At 58.2% G+C, this 18,699-nt stretch carries 25 protein-coding genes and 1 tRNA gene; 12 read left to right on the top strand and 14 right to left on the bottom strand.

The window, feature by feature from the left end; translation table 11 throughout:
• Nucleotides 1-45 precede the first annotated feature (45 nt).
• Nucleotides 46-1,479, bottom strand: a complete 1,434-nt coding sequence (locus WBR57_RS07990) for a M48 family metalloprotease (protein ID WP_424083358.1) — start codon at nt 1,477-1,479, stop codon at nt 46-48.
• 95 nt (nt 1,480-1,574) lie between these two features.
• Between WBR57_RS07990 and WBR57_RS07985 the strand changes: the two genes are divergently transcribed.
• The gene (locus WBR57_RS07985) at nt 1,575-1,814 is read left to right on the top strand and encodes a sulfurtransferase TusA family protein (protein ID WP_424083357.1); all 240 of its coding nucleotides are present in this window, start codon (nt 1,575-1,577) and stop codon (nt 1,812-1,814) included.
• A gap of 29 nt (nt 1,815-1,843) precedes the next feature.
• The gene (locus WBR57_RS07980) at nt 1,844-2,914 is read left to right on the top strand and encodes an AI-2E family transporter (protein WP_424083356.1); all 1,071 of its coding nucleotides are present in this window, start codon (nt 1,844-1,846) and stop codon (nt 2,912-2,914) included.
• Between the two features lie 36 nt (nt 2,915-2,950).
• Here the strand turns inward: WBR57_RS07980 and WBR57_RS07975 are convergent, their stop codons facing one another.
• Complete coding sequence (locus WBR57_RS07975) at nt 2,951-3,424, bottom strand: peroxiredoxin (protein WP_424083355.1); 474 nt, start codon at nt 3,422-3,424, stop codon at nt 2,951-2,953.
• Nucleotides 3,425-3,434: 10 nt separating this feature from the next.
• Nucleotides 3,435-3,995: a glycine cleavage system protein R gene (locus WBR57_RS07970; RefSeq protein ID WP_003172487.1), complete on the bottom strand. Its 561-nt coding sequence runs from the start codon at nt 3,993-3,995 to the stop codon at nt 3,435-3,437.
• Nucleotides 3,996-4,268: 273 nt separating this feature from the next.
• Between WBR57_RS07970 and dapA the strand changes: the two genes are divergently transcribed.
• The 5 genes from dapA (at nt 4,269) to WBR57_RS07945 (ending at nt 7,957) form a co-directional block, all read left to right on the top strand.
• Entirely contained in the window at nt 4,269-5,147 is an 879-nt protein-coding gene (gene dapA, locus WBR57_RS07965; RefSeq protein WP_424083354.1) for a 4-hydroxy-tetrahydrodipicolinate synthase, read from the top strand.
• 17 nt (nt 5,148-5,164) lie between these two features.
• Nucleotides 5,165-6,280, top strand: a complete 1,116-nt coding sequence (gene bamC, locus WBR57_RS07960) for an outer membrane protein assembly factor BamC (RefSeq protein WP_424083353.1) — start codon at nt 5,165-5,167, stop codon at nt 6,278-6,280.
• A gap of 4 nt (nt 6,281-6,284) precedes the next feature.
• The gene (locus tag WBR57_RS07955; RefSeq protein WP_424083352.1) at nt 6,285-7,043 is read left to right on the top strand and encodes an MBL fold metallo-hydrolase; all 759 of its coding nucleotides are present in this window, start codon (nt 6,285-6,287) and stop codon (nt 7,041-7,043) included.
• Nucleotides 7,044-7,070: 27 nt separating this feature from the next.
• Nucleotides 7,071-7,784, top strand: a complete 714-nt coding sequence (gene purC / locus WBR57_RS07950) for a phosphoribosylaminoimidazolesuccinocarboxamide synthase (RefSeq protein WP_010212191.1) — start codon at nt 7,071-7,073, stop codon at nt 7,782-7,784.
• 83 nt (nt 7,785-7,867) lie between these two features.
• Nucleotides 7,868-7,957 (top strand) — tRNA-Ser (locus WBR57_RS07945).
• A 111-nt stretch (nt 7,958-8,068) separates the two neighbouring features.
• Here the strand turns inward: WBR57_RS07945 and WBR57_RS07940 are convergent.
• The 11 genes from WBR57_RS07940 to WBR57_RS07890 form a co-directional block, all read right to left on the bottom strand.
• The gene (locus tag WBR57_RS07940) at nt 8,069-9,286 is read right to left on the bottom strand and encodes an Arm DNA-binding domain-containing protein (RefSeq protein ID WP_424083351.1); all 1,218 of its coding nucleotides are present in this window, start codon (nt 9,284-9,286) and stop codon (nt 8,069-8,071) included.
• Nucleotides 9,283-9,498, bottom strand: coding sequence for an excisionase family protein (gene xisR, locus WBR57_RS07935; protein ID WP_424083350.1), 216 nt, complete (start codon nt 9,496-9,498; stop codon nt 9,283-9,285). Before xisR ends, WBR57_RS07940 begins: the two co-directional genes overlap by 4 nt.
• Nucleotides 9,495-10,025: a hypothetical protein gene (locus WBR57_RS07930; protein WP_424083349.1), complete on the bottom strand. Its 531-nt coding sequence runs from the start codon at nt 10,023-10,025 to the stop codon at nt 9,495-9,497. The genes xisR and WBR57_RS07930 overlap by 4 nt, the downstream gene beginning before the upstream one ends.
• Nucleotides 10,022-10,564: a phosphohydrolase gene (locus WBR57_RS07925; protein ID WP_424083348.1), complete on the bottom strand. Its 543-nt coding sequence runs from the start codon at nt 10,562-10,564 to the stop codon at nt 10,022-10,024. The genes WBR57_RS07930 and WBR57_RS07925 overlap by 4 nt, the downstream gene beginning before the upstream one ends.
• On the bottom strand, nt 10,561-10,782 hold the full coding sequence (locus WBR57_RS07920; protein ID WP_141605294.1) for a hypothetical protein: 222 nt from the start codon (nt 10,780-10,782) through the stop codon (nt 10,561-10,563). The genes WBR57_RS07925 and WBR57_RS07920 overlap by 4 nt, the downstream gene beginning before the upstream one ends.
• Nucleotides 10,779-11,177 (bottom strand): hypothetical protein, encoded by a 399-nt coding sequence (locus tag WBR57_RS07915; protein WP_141605295.1) that lies wholly within the window; start codon nt 11,175-11,177, stop codon nt 10,779-10,781. The genes WBR57_RS07920 and WBR57_RS07915 overlap by 4 nt, the downstream gene beginning before the upstream one ends.
• Nucleotides 11,178-11,272: 95 nt before the next feature.
• The gene (locus WBR57_RS07910) at nt 11,273-11,587 is read right to left on the bottom strand and encodes a pyocin activator PrtN family protein (protein ID WP_408013935.1); all 315 of its coding nucleotides are present in this window, start codon (nt 11,585-11,587) and stop codon (nt 11,273-11,275) included.
• Nucleotides 11,584-12,051, bottom strand: a complete 468-nt coding sequence (locus WBR57_RS07905; protein WP_424083347.1) for a hypothetical protein — start codon at nt 12,049-12,051, stop codon at nt 11,584-11,586. Before WBR57_RS07905 ends, WBR57_RS07910 begins: the two co-directional genes overlap by 4 nt.
• Nucleotides 12,052-12,213: 162 nt before the next feature.
• Nucleotides 12,214-12,504 (bottom strand): phage antirepressor KilAC domain-containing protein, encoded by a 291-nt coding sequence (locus WBR57_RS07900; RefSeq protein ID WP_184744333.1) that lies wholly within the window; start codon nt 12,502-12,504, stop codon nt 12,214-12,216.
• A 9-nt stretch (nt 12,505-12,513) separates the two neighbouring features.
• On the bottom strand, nt 12,514-13,077 hold the full coding sequence (locus WBR57_RS07895) for a hypothetical protein (RefSeq protein ID WP_424083346.1): 564 nt from the start codon (nt 13,075-13,077) through the stop codon (nt 12,514-12,516).
• A 266-nt stretch (nt 13,078-13,343) separates the two neighbouring features.
• Nucleotides 13,344-14,000, bottom strand: a complete 657-nt coding sequence (locus tag WBR57_RS07890) for a LexA family transcriptional regulator (protein ID WP_065927349.1) — start codon at nt 13,998-14,000, stop codon at nt 13,344-13,346.
• Between the two features lie 98 nt (nt 14,001-14,098).
• Between WBR57_RS07890 and WBR57_RS07885 the strand changes: the two genes are divergently transcribed.
• The 5 genes from WBR57_RS07885 to WBR57_RS07865 all read left to right on the top strand — a co-directional run bounded on the left by WBR57_RS07885 (nt 14,099) and on the right by WBR57_RS07865 (nt 18,689).
• On the top strand, nt 14,099-14,287 hold the full coding sequence (locus WBR57_RS07885) for a Cro/CI family transcriptional regulator (RefSeq protein ID WP_053130838.1): 189 nt from the start codon (nt 14,099-14,101) through the stop codon (nt 14,285-14,287).
• A 273-nt stretch (nt 14,288-14,560) separates the two neighbouring features.
• A complete protein-coding gene (locus WBR57_RS07880; RefSeq protein ID WP_421147698.1) occupies nt 14,561-15,070 on the top strand; it encodes a phage regulatory CII family protein in 510 nt (169 codons plus the stop codon).
• A 207-nt stretch (nt 15,071-15,277) separates the two neighbouring features.
• Nucleotides 15,278-17,500 carry a VapE domain-containing protein gene (locus WBR57_RS07875; RefSeq protein ID WP_424083345.1) on the top strand — a complete coding sequence of 741 codons (2,223 nt, stop codon included), beginning with the start codon at nt 15,278-15,280 and terminating at the stop codon, nt 17,498-17,500.
• Nucleotides 17,497-17,856: a hypothetical protein gene (locus WBR57_RS07870; RefSeq protein WP_308583616.1), complete on the top strand. Its 360-nt coding sequence runs from the start codon at nt 17,497-17,499 to the stop codon at nt 17,854-17,856. Before WBR57_RS07875 ends, WBR57_RS07870 begins: the two co-directional genes overlap by 4 nt.
• A 488-nt stretch (nt 17,857-18,344) precedes the next feature.
• On the top strand, nt 18,345-18,689 hold the full coding sequence (locus WBR57_RS07865; protein WP_065927355.1) for a phage holin family protein: 345 nt from the start codon (nt 18,345-18,347) through the stop codon (nt 18,687-18,689).
• The last annotated feature ends 10 nt before the right edge of the window (nt 18,690-18,699 follow it).

Raw genomic sequence — 18,699 nt, 5'->3', positions numbered from 1 at the left:
CCACTTTCATTTAACGAAAGTGGGGCTTTTTTATGGGCGATAGGCTTAGCTCATCATTCCTTTCACCAGGCGTTCCTGTTCGATCAGCTCACGCTGGCGTGCGTCAATGCGCGACGACAGCGGGAAGTTGCTGCCAGCGCGACGCTTGGCGAAGTCCAGTTGCTGGATGGCCTGCTGGAAGTCGCCGACCAATGCAAAGTATTCGGCGCGCGCCTGGTGCAGGCCGATGATGTTGCCCGACTGGCCGCGAGTTTCGGCGACCTGGTACCACACATCCGGATCGTCCGGGCGAGACTTGAGCAAACCGTCCAAGGCCTTTTCGGCATCGGCGGTGCGGTTCTGTTTAAGCAGAAGGTCCACTCGAATCTGGTTCAGCGGGTAGTTGCCGGGATATTGGGTCAACATCCGATCGGTGCGCTGTTGTGCATCCGGCAGTTTGTTGTTGTCCATATCCAGCTGGATCAGTGCCAAGTTATAGGTAATGTCGTTAGGCGCGCTGGCCAGCAACGGCGCCAGATTTGCGCGAGCCTCTTTGAACTGGGAGCCCTTGATCTGCGCGATAGCCAAGCCATAGCGTGCCACATCGTTTTTCGGGTTCTCGTCCAGCTGCGCCTGGAAGCGCTTGGCGGCAAGTCCTGGTGTGTCTTCGTATTGCAGTTGCACCCGGGCGCGGATCAGCTGATAGCGCAGGCTGTCTTCCTTGCCGCCTGGCTTGGCTTGTTCGGCGCGGTTACGGGTGTCGGCGATACGCGATTCGGTGACCGGGTGCGTCAGCAGAAATTCCGGCGGCTTGGCATCGAAGCGGTACTGGCGCATCAGACGTTCAAACATTGTCGGCATCGAACGCGGGTCGTATCCGGCTTTTTCCAGGTTGAGGATGCCGATGCGGTCGGCCTCTTGTTCATTCTGACGGGAGAACCGCCGTTGTTCCTGGATTGCAGCAGCCTGGGTGCCGGCAATCGCGGCAATCCCCGCGTCGCCTGCCCCTGCTGCAGCGGCAATAATGCCGCCGAGCAAGGCGGCCATCATCGGGAGCTGCATGCGCTGTTGTGCTTCAACGCCGCGGGCGAAGTGACGTTGAGACAAGTGCGCCAATTCGTGGGCCAGTACCGAGGCGTATTCGCCTTCGGTCTGGGCATTCAGAAACAGTCCGCCGTTGACTCCGACAATCCCGCCGGGGGCGGCAAAGGCGTTCAGTTGCGGGCTGTTGATCAGGATGAACTCCAGGCGCCGGTCATTGACCTGGCTGGTCTCTACCAGTTTATACACGCTGGTTTCGACGTAATCCTTGAGCTGCGGATCGTTGAGTTGCGAGACCTGGCCACGCAAGTACGCGAGCCATGCCCGACCCAGCTGGTATTCCTGTTGTGGCGAGACAATGGCAGAACTGGCGTCGCCGAGTGACGGCAAGTCGTCGGCGAAGCCTGGGGAGGCCAGCAGGCAAGCCAGCGTCAGCAGGGTAGGGCGCAAAAAAGTCATGCACAGAGCCTTTCGACAAAGAGCTTACTGTAGCCGGACACTGAGCTTCGGACCAGATATTCTAAGCAGCCCGAATGCGTGCCCGGAGTAAAAACATGACCGACGCTGTAGCCTTTGATGCCGAACTCGATGCCAGCGGCCTCAATTGCCCGTTGCCCTTGCTCAAGGCCAAGCTGGAACTCAACCGGTTGGCGAGTGGGGCGGTGCTCAAGGTGATCGCTACCGATGCGGGCTCCCAGCGTGATTTCCGCACGTTTGCCAAGTTGGCGGGGCATACCCTGTTGCATGAAGAAGACGTCGCCGGTGAGTACCGTTACTGGTTGCGCAAGGCCTGAACCGTTCGCCCACCACCCGAGGTTGATTGATGTTCAAAGTGTTACGAGACTGGATCCAGCGCTACTTCTCCGATGAAGAAGCCGTGGTGCTGGCCGTCCTGCTGTTTCTGGCCTTTACGGCCGTGCTCACCTTGGGCGGCATGCTGGCGCCGGTATTGGCGGGGATGGTGCTGGCTTATCTGATGCAGGGGCTGGTCACTACCCTGGAGCGATTGCGCTTGCCAGGCGGGGTTGCGGTGGGCCTGGTATTCGCCTTGTTTATGGGCTTGCTGGTGGTGTTTATCGTGGTAGTGCTGCCGCTGCTGTGGCACCAATTGATCACCTTGTTCAACGAATTGCCGGGCATGCTCGCCAAATGGCAATCACTGTTGCTGCTATTGCCTGAGCGCTACCCACACCTGGTGTCGGACGAGCAAGTGTTGCAGGCCATCGAAGTAGCGCGCGGCGAGATCGGAAAATTCGGCCAATGGGCGCTGACGTTTTCCTTGTCCAGCCTGCCATTGCTGGTCAACATCATGATCTACCTGGTGCTGGTGCCGATCCTGGTGTTTTTCTTCCTCAAGGACCGCGCAATGATCGGCCGCTGGGTGCGTGGCTACCTGCCGCGTGAGCGCGCGTTGATTACGCGAGTAGCCGAAGAGATGAACCGGCAGATCGCCAATTACATTCGCGGCAAGGTCATCGAGATCATTATCTGCGGGGGTGTCACCTACATTGCCTTTATAGCCCTGGACCTCAACTACGCGGCGCTGCTGGCCTTGCTGGTGGGCGTCTCGGTGGTGGTGCCGTATGTCGGCGCGGTAGTGGTGACGGTGCCGGTGATGTTGATCGCGCTGTTCCAGTGGGGCTGGAGTGATCAGTTCATCTATTTGATGGCGGTGTACGGCATTATCCAGACCCTGGATGGCAACGTGCTGGTACCGTTGCTGTTCTCCGAGGCAGTCAACCTGCACCCGGTGGCGATTATTTGCGCGGTATTGTTGTTTGGTGGGCTGTGGGGATTCTGGGGGGTGTTCTTTGCGATTCCCCTGGCTACGCTGTTCAAGGCGGTGCTGGATGCGTGGCCGCGGAAAGAGCCGGTGGTTGCGCCGTTGTTGTAACGGCTGGGGCGAACCAGTGTTCGCCCCAATTGTGATTCAAGCTTTGTTCAAAGCCTGCGCCGCTGCCAGAACGGCATCCACATGCCCGGGCACTTTCACACCGCGCCATTCCTGGCGCAGCACGCCCTGACTGTCGATCAGGAAGGTGCTGCGATCCACGCCCAGGTATTCCTTGCCGTACAGTTTCTTCAACTTGATCACATCAAACAGTTGGCAAACCGCTTCGTCCTTGTCGCTGATCAGCTCGAAGGGGTATTCCTGCTTGCCCTTGAAGTTCTCGTGGGACTTCACGCTGTCTCGGGACACGCCGAACACTTCGGTGTTGGCAGCCTTGAACGCTGCATATTGATCACGGAAGCCCTGGCCTTCGGTGGTGCAGCCTGGGGTGCTGTCCTTCGGATAGAAGTAGATCACCACCTGCTTGCCCTTGAGGGCCGCGAGGCTGAAGGTCTGGCCGCTGGTGGCTTGCGCTTCGAAATCGGCTACCGGTTTATCGATGACTACAGCCATGAAAGCTTCCTTACATTGGGTTCTGTGGGCGCCAAGGCTCGATCAGTGCGTCGAGGTTCAGGGCATCGGCAAAGTCCAGGAACTGGTCGCGCAGCCAACTGATCTGCACGCCGGCGGGCAGGGTCACGGTGAATGTGGCATTGAGCATGGTGCCGCCGGTCTGCGGGGCCTGGTAGGTGTCGCAGGTCAGGTTTTCCAGCTCGACGTTATGGTCGATAAAGAACTGGCACAGCTCATTGACGATGTCCGAGCGGTAGGCCGAGCTGACATACGCCACATAAGGCAGGGCCTGGGGACGGTTCTCCAGGGCCGCACTGCGTACAACGTTGACGGTGAAATCGTGCTTCTTGGCCAGGCCCGGCAGGCCGGTTTCCAGGCGTGCCAGAGCATCCCAGGTGCCGGAGATCTGCAGCACCAGCGCGCTGCACTCGCCATGGCGGGTCAGGCGGGAGGTCACGACGGCGCAGCGGTTTTCATGGCTGGCGCGGCACAGGACGTTGGTCAGCTCCATGGGGTTGGCGCCGAGGGCACTGATAACAAGGAATTGTTCGCGAACTGTGGGGGTGGACATGCAGCCTTCCTAAAACGATGAGCGGTCGATACGGTGAGGGCTGTATCGATCAAAGGATGAAGGGTAGCGAAAAGCGTCGCCAAGGGATAGGAGGTGGCGTTTTCATTGCGTGAACGGCTGAATTTTCCGGTGCCAAGTCCTGCACTTTGGCCCAATGATGGCATTGCCCGTCGTTTAGTTGATCCAGAACGCATCGTCAGACGGTACTTCGCTTGTACAAGCATCTTGGCGCCAGTACCATTACGGCTCTCTTTTTCCGGCAGGAGCGGTTGCATGATTGCGGGCAGTATGGTGGCACTGGTCACACCCATGGATGCACAAGGTCATCTCGACTGGGACAGCCTTGGCAAACTGGTGGACTTCCACCTGCAAGAAGGCACCAATGCCATCGTGGCGGTCGGCACCACAGGTGAGTCGGCCACCCTCGATGTGGAAGAACATATCCAGGTCATCGAATTCGTGGTCAAGCGCGTCGCGGGCCGTATCGCCGTGATCGCCGGTACGGGCGCCAACTCCACGCGTGAAGCGATCGAGTTGACCAAAAACGCCAAGAAGGCCGGTGCCGATGCCTGCCTGCTGGTAACCCCGTACTACAACAAGCCGACCCAGGAAGGCCTGTACCAGCACTTCCGCACCATCGCCGAAGCCGTTGCTATCCCGCAGATCCTCTACAACGTTCCCGGCCGTACCGCTTGCGATATGAAGGCCGAGACCGTGATCCGCCTGTCCAGCGTGCCGAACATCATCGGTATCAAGGAAGCCACCGGCGATCTGCAGCGCGCCAAGGATATCCTGGCCGGTGTGAGCAGCGATTTCCTGCTCTACTCGGGTGACGACGCCACCGCCGTCGAGCTGATCCTGCTGGGCGGCAAGGGCAACATCTCCGTGACCGCCAACGTGGCTCCGCGTGCGATGAGCGACATGTGCGCCGCCGCCATCGCCGGCGATGCCGTGACCGCCCGCGCGATCCACGAAAAGCTGATGCCGCTCAACAAGACACTGTTTATCGAATCCAACCCTATCCCCGTGAAATGGGCGCTGTTTGAGATGGGCCTGATGCCGGACGGTATCCGTCTGCCGCTCACCCGTCTCAGCGAAGCCTGTCACGAACCGCTGCGACAGGCCCTGCGCCAGTCCGGCGTCCTGGTTTAATTGAGGAAGCACTACGCATGAAGCGATTGGCCGGACTTTCCGCACTTGCCTTGATTATCTCCAGCACCAGTGGCTGCGGTTGGGTCTGGGGGCCGGAAGGCTACTTCCGTGACCGCGGCAGCGATTACCTGGAAGCGCAACCTACCAAACCGATGGAATTGCCGCCGGGCGTCAACGTCGCCAAGCGTCTTGACCCATTGCTGCCGATTCCACGCAACGTTGCCGACGACACCACCAAGGGTGAGTACGTGGTGCCACGTCCACAGCCGATCGCGGCCGTGGCGGACGCCAGCGACTACAGCCTGCAGAAGAGCGGCGACTCGCGCTGGATCGTGGCTCAGCGCCCACCTGCCGAAGTCTGGCCGGTGGCGGTGCAGTTCTTCCAGGACAACGGCTTTCGCATCGACGAGCAGCGCCCGCAGACCGGCGAGTTCACCACTGCCTGGCAGCGGGGCAGCGAGCTGTCCGCGACCATGGCCAAGCGCTTGCAGGCCGGCGGTGTAGCCGCCGACAGCGAAGCCCGTGTGCGCGTACGCATCGAGCCTGGCGTGCAACGCAACACCAGTGAAGTCTATGTGGTCAGCGCCGAGCGCCCGGCTGGCAGCACGGCCAACGTCGATTTCACCAACCGCTCGGTCAACACCGGTGTCGACTCGGCGCTGGTCGACGAGATGCTGGCCAGCATGAGCCGTATCTCCGAGAAGGGCGGTTCGGTTTCCCTGCTCGCCGCGCGTGATTACGACACCCCGAGCCGCGTCAGCCTCACCGAAGACGGTAGCGGCAACGTGGTGCTGAACCTGGGTGAAGACCTCGACCGTGCCTGGGCCAGCGTTGGCCGCGCATTGGAGCAAGGGCCTTGGCGCGTTGAAGACATTAACCGTAGCCTGGGCCTGTACTACATCAACGTGGCTGAAAAAGCCGAGCGCAAAGACGACGAGCCAGGTTTCTTCGGCAAATTGTTCGGCAGCACGCCGACCAAGGAAGAAATCGAAACCCGCGCCGAGCGTTATCAGGTTCGCCTGAGCAAGGTTGGCGAAAATGTGCAGGTCACCGTCGAGAAAAACATCAATACCGTTGCGCCAGCTGAAACAGCGCGCAAAGTGTTGGGCGTGATTCAGGACAACCTGGGCTGATCGAATGCGTTTTGCCGTTCTCGGCAGCGGTAGCCAAGGGAACGGCACGCTGGTCGCCCATGACGACACGTACGTGCTGGTGGATTGTGGTTTCTCGTTACGGGAAACCGAGCGGCGCTTGCTGCGCCTCGGGGTTCACCCCGCGCAGCTGAGCGCGATTCTGGTGACCCACGAACATGCCGACCACGTGCATGGCGTGGGTTTGCTGTCTCGGCGCTACAATCTCCCGGTGTACCTCAGTCGCGGCACTCTGCGCGGGATGCGCAAACCCATTGAACCCGCAGGTTTCCTGGCAGGTGGCGAAACGTTGCAGATTGGTGCGTTGAGCGTCGATGTGATTGCCGTGGCGCACGATGCCCAGGAGCCGACGCAGTACGTATTCAGTGACGGAGAACGGCGTTTCGGCGTGCTCACCGACCTGGGCTCCTACTGCGCCAAGGTGCTGGACGGTTACCGGAACCTCGATGCGTTGATGATCGAGTCCAACCACTGCCGGGACCTGCTGGCTCGCGGTCACTACCCGGCCTTTCTCAAGCAGCGGGTCGGCGGGCAATTTGGGCATTTGAACAACCATCAGGCGGCGTACCTGGTGTATGAGTTGGGCTGGCAAGACCTGCAACACCTGGTCCTGGCCCACTTGAGCAGCAAGAACAACCTGCCGACGCTTGCCCGGCAATGTTTTGTCGACACCCTCGGGTGCGACCCGGACTGGCTGCAACTGGCCGATCAAGATTCAGGGCTCGACTGGCGACATATCGCCTAGCCCACCTCACTCAAAGCGGAGCCCATCATGGAAAAACGTGAAGAACTCTACCGCGGCAAAGCCAAGTCGGTATACAAGACCGACGACGCCAACCGCCTGATCCTGCTGTTTCGCAACGACACCTCGGCGTTCGACGGCAAGCGTATCGAACAACTTGATCGCAAAGGCATGGTGAACAACAAGTTCAACGCTTTCATCATGCAGAAGCTCGAAGCGGCCGGCATTCCGACCCAATTCGACAAACTGTTGGGCGACAACGAGTGCCTGGTCAAGAAGCTCGACATGATCCCGGTTGAGTGCGTCGTGCGTAACTACGCCGCCGGCAGCCTGGTCAAGCGCCTGGGCGTGGAAGAGGGCCTCAAGCTCAACCCTTACACCTTCGAACTGTTCCTGAAGGACGACGCCAAGGGCGACCCGTTCATCAACGAATCCCACGTCGTGGCCTTCGGTTGGGGCACCGCCGAGCAACTGGCCCGCATGAAGGAGTTGTCCCTCAAGGTCAACGACGTGCTGAGCAAGCTGTTCGACGACGCCGGCCTGCTGCTGGTGGACTTCAAGCTGGAATTCGGCGTGTTCCACGACGGCTCCATCGTCCTGGGCGACGAATTCAGCCCGGACGGCTGCCGCCTGTGGGACAAGGACACCAAGAAGAAGATGGACAAAGACCGCTTCCGCCAGGGCCTCGGTGACGTTATCGAAGCCTACGAAGAAGTCGCCAACCGTCTCGGCGTACCGCTTTAATCGACGCAAGCATCTGATAGCACGGAAAAAAAACGCTTTTGCGCTTTGCTTCCACGAAACAGGCTGTTATGATGCGCGCCGTTGGAGAGATGCCAGAGTGGCCGAATGGGACGGATTCGAAATCCGTTGTACCTTCACCGGTACCTAGGGTTCGAATCCCTATCTCTCCGCCATTATTGAATAAGACTAAGCCCCTGTAATCGTTAGAGATTACAGGGGCTTTTTCGTTTTCTTCACATCATTTAGGGCATTTTTAGGGCAAAAACCTTTCCCTGTATACCGCTCTAGTCCGTCCTAAACCCCAACATTTTTGACACGATACCCGCCATGCTCTTGGTGTCCTTCGGTATCCATCTCCCGTAGTGCTTTCGCACCATAGTCGTATCGGCGTGACCCAGTTGCCTGGCCACCCATTCGACCGGAACGTAACTTGACAGCATCTGGCTGGCAAACGTGTGGCGGCATTGGTTGGCGCCTCGGTGGCGGACCTCTGCTTTTTTCAGATGGGCGGTGAACCAGTTGCTCAATGTCTTGCCGTTCCAAAGTAAACCGCTGGTTGAACTGCGGAAAAGGAACCTGACTTTCATCTTTTTGGATGTGATGTTGTCGCGTTGGATTACGGAGATCTCTTCCGCTACAGCTTCCTTCGCGGCGGCAACTATCTCTCGCATCAGTTCGAGGGCTGGGTCTATGAGTTCGATGGCTCGAACTCTGGAGCGCTCTTTGGGGACTTTGAATTCTCCCACGACCAATGCGCGGCGGACGTGTACGAGGCCGGCTTCAAGATCTACGTCTTCAACGGCGAGCCCTATGAGTTCGGAAAGGGACAATCCGGCCCAGCAGTTGAACTCAATCATTCGGGTGTCAGCACGGCGGTCAGGATCTGCTTCGCCGATCAGCATGATCTCGGTACGACTAAAAGGGTCGGCGTGCTCCAGGTCGACGTCCGATCCGACGTTACTGATCCTGTCGAGCGGGTTAGCTTTCAGGATGCCATCGCCGAATGCATCGGCCCAGATACCTCGGACGACGGTAAAAATGTCATTCACTGTCTTCGGCGCCAGGCCTTGCTTGAGTAACTGTGCTTGAAACAACTCGATGTCGCTCTTACTGATGTCGACGATTCGACGCTTGCCGAATTTCTTCTCGACGTGCACAGCCTTACTAACGTAGTTGATGACGGTGCTCGACGCTTTGAGCGCGCGTTGAACCTCCAGCCAGCGGTCAATGCCTTCCTTTACGGTGCGCTTGAGCGATGGACCGCCAGTCCCCGTGAACATGGCAGCTCTTGGTGAGTTGGGAAAGTGGGCCGCATAGTCGAAGCGGCCCTCTTTGATTTCCGCGAGAATGGTACGGCGCTTGTTGTCGGCGTAGGCGATCGCGGCCTTGTTTACCTTGGAGATCCCTTCCAGGGGTTCTCTGCACCGTTGACCGTTGAAGATGAACCAGATGCGGAGTTGCTTACCGTTCATCTCCACGCCAGTTGGCATCTTGTCGATCATGGCTTCCCTTCCATCCAGCGCTCGATGGCCGCGCGGTTATAGACGATCACGTTAGCTGGGTCGTAACGCCAGTGCTTTCCCTCCAGCCACAGACCTCGGGAACGGTATTTGCGAACCGCTTCGGTGCTTAGGCCGAAGACTGGGTACAGCAGATCTTGGCGAAACCAAGCGCCTGGGGTGATGAAGACGTCGAGTTTTTCTACTGCGCTCATGATGCCACCTGCTTGCGATAGTCTGCGTCGATGATCCGCTCGAACAGTTCACGGTCAGCAGCCGAGCACATTCCAAGCCGACCAATCTCGTCAGCCAACTGACCAACTAATTCCTCTCGGTCATCCGGCGTGGGCATTGGCGCGGGCCGCTCGGCAATGCCAGTGGTTTTCATCACCAGCATTGGAAACCACCCGACCGGAATGCCCCTGGCGTCTGTGCACAGGTACAGCAGAAGGAAGACGGTCATACGGCACCCCTTCGGCTGAGCCATGCTTATATGTCGCGAAGCGTGCGTATACCCCACGACAGGCTGCGCGGGCGGGCGTCCCGAAGCGGTAAGCGTTGCATCACTGACCGCTGCACCGCGCAGCTTTTCGTGGGGTATACGTGCCTCGGCAGTGGCGCTGGAAGGCGCAATAATGCCTGCTGCTGCGCAGCAGAGACTGTTTGTTTCTGAAGTGTCGACACCACTGGTGCTGCGGAGCAAAGCGGGCAGGGTGCTGGTGTTTTCCTGTTGATTCTTCATGCCGCTTTCCTCCGATGTTCGACAGCGGGTTGGTCCATCAGGCGCTGGTGGTAGGTGAGTCGGGCTTCAGCGGCAGGCCATGGACGGATGATTTCAGCCATGGGTTGTATGCCGACCAAACAATCCCAGATAGCCGGATCGGTTGGCATGAGGTCTCGGCGTTCGGTGGCCAGCGCAATCAAGTCGGCCTGGTGAACGCATGCAGGAAGTTCCGCAGCAATGTCGAAGCGCTGGCACACGCGTTGCCATACCCAGTCTTCAAAGTCTTGGTATGCATGTATCCACTGCTTAAGTGGCTTGGTCATGTCGCCCAGGTACGCCTCTGGCGCGTCATGGAGTAAGGCGGCGAGCTTGTGTTCTTCCGGCACCAGCTCGGCGACGATGCAGCTGTGTTGCGCCACGCTGTAGAACTCTCGTGTATGCCCGTTGAAGCGGCAGAGGTGTGCCAGTGAGTGGGAGATGTCCCGTGGATCAATCATGTCGGCGTCAGGCTCGAACAGATCAAAACGCTTGCCGGTGTGGGTGAGGATCCAGTTCATGCGGCCTCCTTCACGAGATCGGCCAGCAGCAGGGCGTTGTCAGTTGCTTTATGCAATTCGCGGAGTGCGTCGTAACCGATCAGCGCTTTCAGTTGCCGGTCGAACTCTTTGTTATGGCGAGTCATTGCGCTCAGTTCCTTCATAGCCTTGGTGTACTGCTGTTGCAGCGTTCCGGCGGCTTGAGGTGTCAGACGCAGCATCGGGATGGCACTGCTCATGTCACATCCCCCTGGCGGAATGCATTCAACTCGTCGGCCATGTTCAAAGCGTGGTCACGCAAAACGAGTGCTTGAGTGGCGTGGCTTTCGGAGTGCAATGCGCGGAATGTTTCGGCGGCGAGTTTGAGTTCTCCCGCGATGTCCGTCAGGATCTGACGGTCCTGAGGCTCCCGTATCAAAATCCATTCCAGACGTTCACATCGCCGCGTGGCGTTTTCGAGAGAAGTAGCGCCCGTCGACTCGCCCTCCTCAATGCCCTCGATGTAGCCCTTAGCGTGGCCGTCGTCGTAGCCTTCGCTCCAGCCATCCTTCAATCCGCCTCGATACCCGACCCAATACAGAATGGCGAGTGCAATTACGAAGCTGATCAATGCGAAAATTTCAAATGCCGTCATGTGGTTTGCTCCTACTGTTGTGTTCCGCTTGGCTGGTGGTGCAGCGGTCGCGGTGTTTCAGTTGTTACCGAAGTGCATCGGTTAAAGTGTCATCGCTAATCTGGCTGGGGTTGAGTGCTCGTCAGCACCTCATCTGCGGCATCGGCCTGCGTATCAATGAAGATGGCCAGATGGCGGATGTCGATAAATCGGGGGCGCTTAGCGCTGGTATCCAGAGTGGTGATGGGCAGCGCTACACGGCCACTTGTCAGTGCGCGAGTGAAGTTGTCCTGGTTTAGATTGCTGAAGTAACGTTCACGTACCTGTTCGACGGGTACGAGCAGATCCCCGAGGGTTCGGTACAGCAGGTCAACGGTTTGACTTCTGGGCGCTATCGGCAGGCGCAGTTCGCGCTGTACAGAGGCCGTCATGCTGCGTTCGCCTTATCTACTTGGGCCTTGAGCGTGCCGAGCGTCAGCTTTCCGGGCCTACGTTGCGGCGCTGCTTTAGCATGGGGTTGGTTACTGGCTCGAATATCGCGGTTGATAGCTGCCAATGCTGTGCGTGCTGTATTGCCAAAGGCCACGAAGCGCGGCAGTGGGGAGGTGCTGTCTAGCGGTTCGAGCACGGCACCTAGCTCAACTCCCTCAATGCCATAGCCGAGGCGCAGCATGGCGCGGGCCCGATAGTTGGGGCCGAGATCGATTACGAGATGGTCAAGAGCAGCCGCCAGTTGTAGGTGTTCGATCTGCAGCGGTGCGGCGCTGGCTTCGAGGGAAATGCCAGCAGCGCTGGCGGCCAGTGTGAGGTTGGCCAAAATTTTTTCGGGCGTACGGCGTTCTTCGGGCAGGTTCAGCAGCTCAATCAGTAGGGTGTCAATCAGCTTGCGGTCCATGTGTGTTCCCTCGGGGGTGGTTCCAGGCGATTTCAACGTGGGTGCGTACTAGATCGCGTAGGTGCTCCGGTACTTCTGCCAGCGCGGCAGTGCGTTCCTCGCGGGATCGCATCGCTGTGATCTGGCGGGCGTACTGGCGCGGCCATGCTTCAGGCTGTCTCATTACGCGACTTCTCGCGGGTCAGGCGCGGCGGGTGGTGCTGGGCGTTCAATACCGATCTGGTTGGCTAGCCAGGAGATGCCGATCTCAGTCACGCGAGTGGTACGTTGGTATTGCATCCCGTACTCCTCGTGAAACCAGCGGCTCTCGCGGGTGACCAAAAAGTCTTTGGTTGCGGCTGGGTTTGCTGGCAGGTTTTTTTTATCCAGCAAACCTTTGTCGCGCATGCGTTTCATCAATTCGCGGTGACCCAGACCAAGGCGTTGGGCTGCGCGTTTGAGGGATATGCTCATGTAGGCACCTCACGCGGCGGCCGCGAGGCTGTTGCGGTAGCCCTGCAGGAATTGATTAAGGTTTTCAGCCAAGATTACGTAAGCGCGCTGGTTGTCGGCGGGTAGGGTGAGTAGGCAGCCTGCGTCGTCGTCGATTTCGATCACGGCGATAAAACCGCCGCGTGGGTTGCGCTGTATCTTTAGAGAAGGCTCCAGTTCGTCAGCGATCAGATGGTAAATGCCGCGCCCACGGCGGATTGCCAGACGTAGCGTCGCCTCTATGTCACTGACAGCCTCGTGCTCATCGACGTCAGGCACATCGGTAGGGCTGCGGCCATTGGCGATACCTTCGATAAAGCTCGCAACGCGCGTGGCGTTGTTTTTGCGGTGCTTATCGAGAGTGACTGATGTATTGCGCGTCCCGCAGATGCGCACCATCACCGTGATGCCGGCGGTGCATTGTTCGATCTCGACCTGAGCCGCTACGGATTGGCAGCCATCACACGAATGCAGGGTGTGATTGAAGGTGCCGCTAAGGTTTACCTGGGCCTGTAGACGGATGTAGGCGCTGGCGTTGAGAGATAATCTACTCATGCTGCACGCCCTCCATCGTCTGGATTGAAGGGGGTTGGCGTTGGGTTGGTGGTTGATTTGCGTTTGGTAGGGGCGAAGGCGCAGCCGTGGATTATGGCTAGGCGGCGCACCTCGAAAACGCGGCTTTCTGGGCACGTTGGTAGGACGTGCAACGTTGCGGTTTGCATGGGAATTGCCTCGCTCTGTGGTGGGAGAGTGAGGCAATTAAAGTTCTCTTAACTTTTTAAGTCAAGGCTACTTAATGTGTTTTGTTAAGAGATCTACAGCTAGAGGGCTCCAGCGTGCCATACGGCCCGTCCTATGATGAGTAGATGACCAATGCTTGTATCGGTAGCGCTCTCATCCGGATAAGCGCGTTTGTCCTCGTTGTCGCTTCGAATTATCCAGCCATTGGTGAGCGTGTGGACTAAGCGCTTGATGCTGATGTCTCCGTCTGGGCGCTGAATTGCATAGATTCTGCCGTTCAAGGGCTCGCGCTGGCCTTCGTCAATCAGCAGCACATCATCATCAGCAATGGTCGGGAACATGCTCATTCCTGTGCTGTAGATGACCTTGAGGTTCTTTTCCTTCAAGCCCATTCGGGTAAGCCAGTCTCTCCTAAACATTAGGCCGCCGAGGTCTTCTATGTGGTGGTTTGTGTGACCCGGGCCTGCTCCTGCCTTGGCGGTGAATTGGGGAATCAGCACATGGCCCTCCTCGAGGGCACCGGCGTCATATTTGTCCCCTATGCCTTCGGCAAGCCACTGTGCTGAGAACCCGGTAGCGCGTGCGAATAGGAAAAGATTTTCAGCCTTGAGGCTCCCGTCTCCCTGCGCTAACTGGCTAATTCTGGCAGCACTCAGGTTGGACTCTATGGCCAAGACGCTGGCTTTCTTTCCGCACTTGGAAATGGCGTATGCGATTCTTTCTGCTGGAGTATTCATTAAGCTAGCTTAAGGCTTACTTTGTTTGGAGTCCTTCATTTGCTTGCCAAATAAGTTAAGTGTACTTACTGTATTGGGTAGGCAAACAGGAGAGCACCATGCTCACGACAGAAGTAATCGCCTTCTTCGGAGGGAAATCTAAAGTGGCTGCGGCTCTGAAAGTCTCCCCCGCTGCAGTATCGCAATGGGGCTCTGAGCCGCCGCAGTCACGCCAGTATCAGGTTCAAGTGCTTACAGATGGAAAGCTCAGGGCGACAGATAAAGCGTCAAGCCAGCAGGCCGCTTAACGAAGTAAAAGGCAGAGCGGCGCGGAGCAAACCAATACAACGCGCCGTTCCACCACCCCCCAAGGCACGGATGCCCTGGGTTGCCTGCTAACCCACCACGGTCTGCAGGCTGTAACGGCAAGGCACATGCGGAGCGTGTGCCTTGCCATTGGGGTGCAGCCGGACTTCCTACCACAGAGCAACCGGCTGCATGCGACCACTTGTGAGTGACCACGGCACAACTGTATCAAACAGGCGTGCGGCGGTCACTGGCAGAGTTTTTGGAGATTTGCCATGAACCGTAAACAGTTCAATTCCATTGAACGCGCACGGCGTTCGCTGTTGACCCTACCGCAAGCTTTGCTCCACGCGGCACGTGATTATCCTGGCGGTGCCACTGCTATTGCCGCTATCGACGGCGGCAACGCCACTACCCTTAATCATAAGCTGAGCCTGACCAACACCAGCCACACGCCCAATATCGGCGATCTTGAATTGGTGCTGGATGCAACGCGCGATCCGCGCATTGTAGATGCGTTGTTGCATCCCATTGGCTGGGTGGGTATCGACGTTTCCGAGTTGAGCGACACCGACACGGCGCAGTCGCTGATGGCAAGCATTGGCGAGTTGCTTTCTCGTGAGGGAGAGTTGGCCACGCATGTATCGGCTTCATTGAGTGATGACAAATTGGACGATGCCGAACTGGCCGAGTTTGAGCTGCTGGCTGAGCGCATGGTGCAGGCTGTGTTCAAGTTGCGCGCGGTACTCCGCAAGATGCATGCGGAGGATCTGACCTATGTCTGACAACGCAGATGTTGCTGATAACGTCATTGCTCTTAATCTTGCAGTGGCGATGGCCGCGCGACCTACTGCCAATCCAGGCCAATGTACGCTCGAGTGCGTGGATTGTGGGGATGTCATCCTAGAGGCTCGGCGATTGGCAATGCTTGATCGCGGCTGTACGCGCTGCACTGACTGCCAGGAGCTGGCAGACCGGCGTGGGGTACGGGCATGACCAATCACGAACTACTCGATGATGTGTTGGCTCAGTTGCAGGACTACGGGCTTAAACCAGAAACCCCATTGGTGATTGGTAAGCGAACGCGTTGCGAGTGCGACGGTGATAAGGCCCCGGAGAAAACGGGTTGGTATGTGATCTATGAGCATCTGACCGGTGACGGCAAAACACTGTATTGCGGCGCTTTTGGCGACTGGCGTCAGGGTGAAAAGGGCAGTTGGCAGAAGATCAAGCCAAAGGGCGGGCGGCTGAGCGCTGAAGATCGAGCGGTGATGCGCGCCAGGGCCGAGGAAGGCCAGCGCAAGGCCGCCCTGGCTGAGGACCGAAAGCACCGCACTGCCGCCCGGCGCGCTGCTGGTATGTGGAAGCACCTATCTGAAAAGGGCGGTTCGCGTTACTTGGATGCCAAGCGGGTAGTCGGCATCGGTCTGCGTTACAAGGCAAAGAGCGGTACGGCTTTCGTGCCGATGCGCAATGTGAAGGGCGATATTGTCGGGCTACAAGTGCTGTACCCGGAAAAGCAGGCTGCTACGGGCAGGAACAAAACCTACTGGCCGTACGGTTTGGCTAAAGAAGGCGCGTTTCATCTGATCGGCCCCGAGCCAGAGCCGGGCGACGTGATTTTGATCGCAGAGGGATACGCAACAGGCGCCAGCCTGCACATGGCGACCTCACTGACGGTGTGCATTTGCTTTGATGCCGGCAACTTGCTGCCGGTGGCACAAGCCATGCGCACAAAGTATCCCGGCCGGCAGTTGGTGTTTTGCGCAGATGATGATTGGAAGACTGTAGTGAATGGGCACCCGTATAACGCGGGGGTAATCAAGGCTGGCAATGCGTCGGTTGTGGTCGGTGGGCAGGTGGTTATGCCGGTATTCGACAACGACCGGGAAGACGGCTGGACGGATTTTAACGACTTGCACTGTGCTGAGAGCATGGACACGGTGCGCCGCCAGGTGTTGGCGGTGGTTCGACCCTCTACCGATGAGGGGTGGCGTGAGAAGCTGCAGTACTCTGAAAAAGGAGGATTGATCGTACACCCATTCAACGTGGCATTAATTCTGGGTAACGATAAACGCTGGGCCGGCGTAATCGCCTGGGATTCGTTCAGTTCGAAGACGCGCAAGCTGCGTACACCTCCGTATGGCGGTGGTAAGGGGGACTGGACCGATCTTGACGACATCAGGGTGGCGCTGTGGCTTGCTGATGTTTACGGGCTACGGGTGAAAACTGCCCACGTTGTTGAGGCTGTCAGTGCGGTGGCGAATGACAACTCCTACCACCCGGTGCGAGAGTATCTAGATAGCCTTGAGTGGGATGGCGTGCGACGCCTTGAGCGTTGGTTGCAGGATCGGTTGGGTGTTATGGATAGTTCGTACACCCGCAAGGTGGGCAAGCGATGGCTGATTTCTGCGGTGGCACGAGTGTGTCGACCTGGCTGCAAGGCAGACTCAATGTTGATTTTGGAAGGCTTGCAGGGCGAGGGGAAATCCACGGCTGCGCGGGTATTGGGCGGCGAGTGGTTCATGGATACGTCATTTGATCTGAGCAGCAAAGACGCCTATCAGGCGATCCGGGGCAAGTGGATTGTGGAGATGGCCGAGCTGGACTCACTGAACAAGGCAGAGTCGACCAAGGCCAAGCAATTCGTCTCATCGCCCATCGATACCTACCGCGAGAGTTATGGCCGGCGGATGCTGGATGTACCCCGGCAGAGCGTTTTTATCGGTACGACCAACCAAGATGAGTACCTGAAGGACGATACGGGCAACCGCCGTTACTGGCCGGTAATGTGTACCAAAGTTGATCTAGAGGGACTGCGAGCCGACCGTGATCAACTCTGGGCCGAAGCGTTAGCCTGTTTTCGCGCAGGTGACATATGGTGGGTGGAGCGCGATGAGGCTGATGTGTTTGCAGCTGAGCAGGATCAGCGTTATCAGGCAGATATGTGGGAAGACCTGGTGGTCGGCTACCTGGCCGACAAGCATATTGGCGATACGGTGACAGGCGCTCACCTGCTTGAGCATGCGCTTAATATCGATCCAAGCCACTGGGGTAGACCCGAGCAAATGCGCATCGGCAAGATTATGCATCGGATGAATTGGCCCCGGCGGCGCAAGGGTAACTGTGTGCGTGGTGTGCGCAGCTATGAGTATGTGAAACCGCCGGAGTGGAAGCGAGGGTCGGCGGTGCCCAGACAGGAGACTGCATTTTGATCCCTGAAATGGATGAGATGTTGAAGCTGTGGGCGCTCGATATGCACGGTGGCGGCGGCCCTGACGGATCTGCCAGCAGCATGTTGGGTCAGTTGATCGATTGCCAAGGTGAATTGATTCGTGGCTCGCGCGGCGGTTCAAAGATGCTGCTGCCATGGAGTGCAGACATTGAGGTGATCGTAAACAAGCATCTGTCCTGGCATCTGGCCCAAGTGGTGCAGGAGCATTACCTGAACCGTGAAAGCGTGGAACGCCAGAAATGGGCGCACTGCGGGTGTGGTCGGACGCAGTTTTATGCGCGCTTGCACTCGGCACATCTGGAGATCGCAGGCATGCTGCTGGAGCGCGTAGCTTGATGGCGCGGCGCGTCCCTGTACGGCCTGCTAGTATTTTGGCGGGTGGGGCATCTGCGCGCCGCGTGTTAATTGATGATGGCCCACCGTCCCACCTTTTTTGCATCTTTCCCGCATGTGACGCACACACCCACATACGCGCGCGCGTACGCGCAGCGTTTATTAATTCTCCCTTTACATGGGAAAAGTAATAAATAGTAGGACGGAGGGGCGCCGCTTTGATTCATCGGTGTTTCAGACGTCGCGCCTGTCTTGAAAACAGTGGGACAAGAGGGTCCATGCCTGCGGCGCTAGAGCCAGTAACGTTATATGTCCGTTGATTGCCGGTGTATTGCCGTTGATTGCCGTTGATTGCAGGGTGGCAGCGCTGAGCTCTTGCTGCCACCGGATTGGAGGGGTATAAATCAGTCATGTTCAAAGAGGTACGCAACCAGCGACCTCACCACAAACCCGGCCCTCGAGCCGGGTTTTCGCGTTTATGAGGCCGGGAAATGACCAACGAACAGCAAGCGCTGGCAGAAATGCCGATCTGGTTAGTGATCGTCCTGGCCCTGGTGGGCGGTGTGTCGGGCGAGATGTGGCGAGCGGACAAGGAAGGGACGCGTGGTTGGGCATTGATCCGACGATTGGCCCTTCGGTCCGGCGCCTGCGTGGTGTGCGGGGTATCGGCGATCATGCTGCTGTATGCGGCAGGCATGTCGATCTGGACGTCCGGTGCGCTGGGATGCCTCACGGCGATGGCAGGAGCAGACGTAGCGATCGGGCTGTACGAGCGCTGGGCGGCCAAGCGCCTTGGTCTGCGTGAAGCGCAAGCCAACGGTGAAGCTGGACCATAAGCATCCAGGG

The sequence above is a fragment of the Pseudomonas sp. genome (assembly GCF_049590575.1).
In the GTDB taxonomy this organism is placed as follows: domain Bacteria; phylum Pseudomonadota; class Gammaproteobacteria; order Pseudomonadales; family Pseudomonadaceae; genus Aquipseudomonas.
Note: the sequence above shows the minus strand (reverse complement) of the source record. Positions and strands in the feature narration are given on the sequence as shown.

Coding starts and splice junctions, on each gene's coding strand:
- WBR57_RS07905 (WP_424083347.1), bottom strand. CDS start 12,051: ATGGACCGCAAGCTGATTGACACCCTACTGATTGAGCTGCTGAACCTG.
- WBR57_RS07875 (WP_424083345.1), top strand. CDS start 15,278: ATGACCAATCACGAACTACTCGATGATGTGTTGGCTCAGTTGCAGGAC.
- WBR57_RS07890 (WP_065927349.1), bottom strand. CDS start 14,000: ATGAATACTCCAGCAGAAAGAATCGCATACGCCATTTCCAAGTGCGGA.
- WBR57_RS07925 (WP_424083348.1), bottom strand. CDS start 10,564: ATGAACTGGATCCTCACCCACACCGGCAAGCGTTTTGATCTGTTCGAG.
- dapA (WP_424083354.1), top strand. CDS start 4,269: ATGATTGCGGGCAGTATGGTGGCACTGGTCACACCCATGGATGCACAA.
- WBR57_RS07985 (WP_424083357.1), top strand. CDS start 1,575: ATGACCGACGCTGTAGCCTTTGATGCCGAACTCGATGCCAGCGGCCTC.
- xisR (WP_424083350.1), bottom strand. CDS start 9,498: ATGAGCGCAGTAGAAAAACTCGACGTCTTCATCACCCCAGGCGCTTGG.
- WBR57_RS07865 (WP_065927355.1), top strand. CDS start 18,345: ATGACCAACGAACAGCAAGCGCTGGCAGAAATGCCGATCTGGTTAGTG.
- WBR57_RS07880 (WP_421147698.1), top strand. CDS start 14,561: ATGAACCGTAAACAGTTCAATTCCATTGAACGCGCACGGCGTTCGCTG.
- WBR57_RS07980 (WP_424083356.1), top strand. CDS start 1,844: ATGTTCAAAGTGTTACGAGACTGGATCCAGCGCTACTTCTCCGATGAA.
- WBR57_RS07955 (WP_424083352.1), top strand. CDS start 6,285: ATGCGTTTTGCCGTTCTCGGCAGCGGTAGCCAAGGGAACGGCACGCTG.
- purC (WP_010212191.1), top strand. CDS start 7,071: ATGGAAAAACGTGAAGAACTCTACCGCGGCAAAGCCAAGTCGGTATAC.
- WBR57_RS07910 (WP_408013935.1), bottom strand. CDS start 11,587: ATGACGGCCTCTGTACAGCGCGAACTGCGCCTGCCGATAGCGCCCAGA.
- WBR57_RS07940 (WP_424083351.1), bottom strand. CDS start 9,286: ATGATCGACAAGATGCCAACTGGCGTGGAGATGAACGGTAAGCAACTC.
- WBR57_RS07920 (WP_141605294.1), bottom strand. CDS start 10,782: ATGAGCAGTGCCATCCCGATGCTGCGTCTGACACCTCAAGCCGCCGGA.
- WBR57_RS07895 (WP_424083346.1), bottom strand. CDS start 13,077: ATGAGTAGATTATCTCTCAACGCCAGCGCCTACATCCGTCTACAGGCC.
- bamC (WP_424083353.1), top strand. CDS start 5,165: ATGAAGCGATTGGCCGGACTTTCCGCACTTGCCTTGATTATCTCCAGC.
- WBR57_RS07990 (WP_424083358.1), bottom strand. CDS start 1,479: ATGACTTTTTTGCGCCCTACCCTGCTGACGCTGGCTTGCCTGCTGGCC.
- WBR57_RS07970 (WP_003172487.1), bottom strand. CDS start 3,995: ATGTCCACCCCCACAGTTCGCGAACAATTCCTTGTTATCAGTGCCCTC.
- WBR57_RS07930 (WP_424083349.1), bottom strand. CDS start 10,025: ATGAAGAATCAACAGGAAAACACCAGCACCCTGCCCGCTTTGCTCCGC.
- WBR57_RS07900 (WP_184744333.1), bottom strand. CDS start 12,504: ATGAGCATATCCCTCAAACGCGCAGCCCAACGCCTTGGTCTGGGTCAC.
- WBR57_RS07975 (WP_424083355.1), bottom strand. CDS start 3,424: ATGGCTGTAGTCATCGATAAACCGGTAGCCGATTTCGAAGCGCAAGCC.
- WBR57_RS07885 (WP_053130838.1), top strand. CDS start 14,099: ATGCTCACGACAGAAGTAATCGCCTTCTTCGGAGGGAAATCTAAAGTG.
- WBR57_RS07915 (WP_141605295.1), bottom strand. CDS start 11,177: ATGACGGCATTTGAAATTTTCGCATTGATCAGCTTCGTAATTGCACTC.